The organism is Methylobacterium sp. CCH5-D2 (assembly GCF_001556475.1).
Taxonomy (GTDB): Bacteria; Pseudomonadota; Alphaproteobacteria; order Rhizobiales; family Beijerinckiaceae; genus Methylobacterium; species Methylobacterium hispanicum.
Genome location: NZ_LSIX01000758.1, coordinates 1 through 484, shown reverse-complemented (window position 1 = coordinate 484; position 484 = coordinate 1). Strand labels below are relative to the sequence as shown.

The 484-nt window shown below is 76.4% G+C and carries 1 protein-coding gene; it reads right to left on the bottom strand.

The features are described from left to right. A partial coding sequence (locus AX737_RS20255; protein WP_156453853.1) for a GNAT family N-acetyltransferase occupies positions 1-319 on the bottom strand: 319 nt, incomplete at its 3' end. Positions 320-484 lie beyond the last annotated feature (165 nt).

The window sequence follows — 484 nt, the reverse complement described above, 5'->3', positions numbered from 1 at the left end:
GGCCGAGCCAGTAGCCGAGCTCGGGCTCGGCCTCGCCCGCGACGATGCCGACGATCCCGACGAGTTCCGCGGGCGCGGAGCGCCGCGCCAGGGCCAGGGTGAGGCCGGTGCCGGCGGCGTTCTCGGTGCGCGCCCGCAGCAGGAAGGCGTCCACCTCGGCCCGGGGCAGCGGGTGCGGGATCCGGGCGGTCATCTCCGCCACCGCCGGGTCGCCGGCGAGGCGCAGGATCGCGCCCGCGTCCTTCGCCATCGGCCAGCGCAGCCAGAGGCGGCCCGTCTCGATCCGGAAGACGTCGTCGCGGGTCAGGTCGGGGAACATCGTGTCACCTCGCGGGCGGCGCCTCGCTCGGGAGGGCGCCGCGGTCAGAGACGACGAAGGGGAGGATGGTGCCCCATCCTCCCCGCTGGTTCCGTCCGGTGCTGGCCCGCGCGATGCGCGGTGCTGGCTCGGGACCGTCTGCCGGGTGTCTGGGACACCGGCGGG